Source organism: Candidatus Symbiopectobacterium sp. NZEC135, from assembly GCF_025962695.1.
The window spans coordinates 1-1,674 of the sequence record NZ_JAGFPF010000362.1 but is presented as its reverse complement, the minus strand read 5'-3'; the positions used below and the strand labels follow the sequence as shown (position 1 = coordinate 1,674).

The following is a 1,674-nucleotide window of genomic DNA, read 5'->3' as shown; positions in this document are numbered from 1 at the left end:
GAAGCGTTCGAAATGTTGCAGGCAATGAACACCGGCCATGATGGCTCCATGTCAACCTTGCATGCCAACTCCCCACGCCATGCCTTGGCGCGTCTGGAAAGTATGGTCATGATGTCAAGCGCGGCGCTTCCCCTTACAGCAATCCGCCGCAATATCGTATCGGCCATCCATATTGTTGTTCAGGTATCGCGTTTGCCTGATGGCTCACGAAAAGTCATCAATATTACAGAAGTGATGGGGATGGAGGGCGATAACATTATCTTGCAAGATATTTTCAGCTATTCCGCGCAGGCAGAACGCTCTGAAACGGGGGAAATTCAGGGAAGTTTTACCTCTTACGGTCTATTACAGCGCTCAGCCGTGTACCAACAGGCAATAATCCATGATATGCAAGAACCCTTGAAGCAACTGTTCGGAAATAAATTACCATGATCGTTATCTTCACAAGCATGCTCCTGCTTGGCTTGCTCCAACTCGTGCTCGAGCATCGGAAGAAAAAAAACATTCAACGATTACGTCACGTTGCTACCGTGCCGAAAACCAACAAATTAACCCACCAACTTAAACAGCACATATTATGGCAACATCTGGTGACGCTTTTCAGTGATATTTCCCGGTATTTGCTGGGTAAAAAGTATGACCTGGCGTTAAAAAATGGTTTGATTGTCTTCGCTGTTCAAGGGGCAAGCATTTATAGTAGCCTGGAGTATTTACAACTTGATGTGCTTATTGTATCACCGCTCATGTTGTTGTTGACATTGTATATACTTTTTCAACGGAGTAAAAAAGAGGCACGAATAGCCTTTGAAACCGCATTTTCGGAAGCGTTGAATATAATTAACAGCGTTATTAGCGCTGGGAATTCAGTGATGCTCGGCATTGAACAGTGTGGTGAGAAAGTTGCAGGTATTGTTGGTGAAGAGTTTAGAAAAATATCTCAGCGCCTTGAAATCGGTGAGGATATTGAAAGTGTTTTGATGGATTCGTATCGACGTTTACCTTATAGAGAATATTATTTTTTTATTGTCACTGTCTTGGTGAATATGAAGGGGGGAGGGCAAATCAAGGACGTCATGACGCGGTTAGCAGCCATGATCTCCAATGGAAGAATTATTGATAGAAAAAAGTTGGCCATGACATCTGAAGTAAGAATGTCTGTAAAAATATTAACAGCCATCCCGATTTTTTTCTTCTTTTTTATAAAATACAGTTCTCCAGACAGTTTTGCTATATTGCTTTATGATCCAATGGGTAAAGTCATACTTTATTATGCGATAGGTAGCATTTCCTCAGGCATTTTTATTCTTTGGTTAATGATGAATAAGCTATAGGTGAGTTATGTTTTATCTATTTTCACTGCTCATGATAGTATTGGGCCTGGGTGGACTTCTCATCCATTTTTTTAAAGACAAGAATAAAAACAGGTCATTAGGGTTGTTGAATGTACATAAGCATTCATTGAGTGAGGCTGCAAACCAGGATGACGCATCGCATGTTGAAACGATTTTGATAAAATCAAGTCGTTTAATTTCGATTGCATCATTGTTAGATAAAAATGTGCTACTAAAAATGTTAACCGTCGTTACGCTTGGCGGCATATTATTTTTACTGAGCATCAGTGGTGTGCTTCAGGTGTCGATGAATGTTTTACTCATCTGTCTTTTAATACTGAGT

The 1,674-nt window shown here is 40.7% G+C and carries 3 protein-coding genes; all 3 read left to right on the top strand.

Annotated features, from left to right (window positions below):
- Positions 1-432 (top strand): ATPase, T2SS/T4P/T4SS family (locus J5224_RS26870; RefSeq protein WP_264628212.1); only part of this gene is annotated, 432 nt, incomplete at its 5' end.
- Positions 429-1,331, top strand: a complete 903-nt coding sequence (locus J5224_RS26865; RefSeq protein ID WP_264628211.1) for a type II secretion system F family protein — start codon at positions 429-431, stop codon at positions 1,329-1,331. The genes J5224_RS26870 and J5224_RS26865, both read left to right, overlap by 4 nt.
- A 7-nt stretch (positions 1,332-1,338) precedes the next feature.
- A partial coding sequence (locus tag J5224_RS26860) for a hypothetical protein (protein ID WP_264628210.1) occupies positions 1,339-1,674 on the top strand: 336 nt, incomplete at its 3' end.

What these genes read in the sequence shown, in the direction of transcription:
- J5224_RS26865 (WP_264628211.1), top strand. Translation starts at nt 429, where the DNA reads ATGATCGTTATCTTCACAAGCATGCTCCTGCTTGGCTTGCTCCAACTC.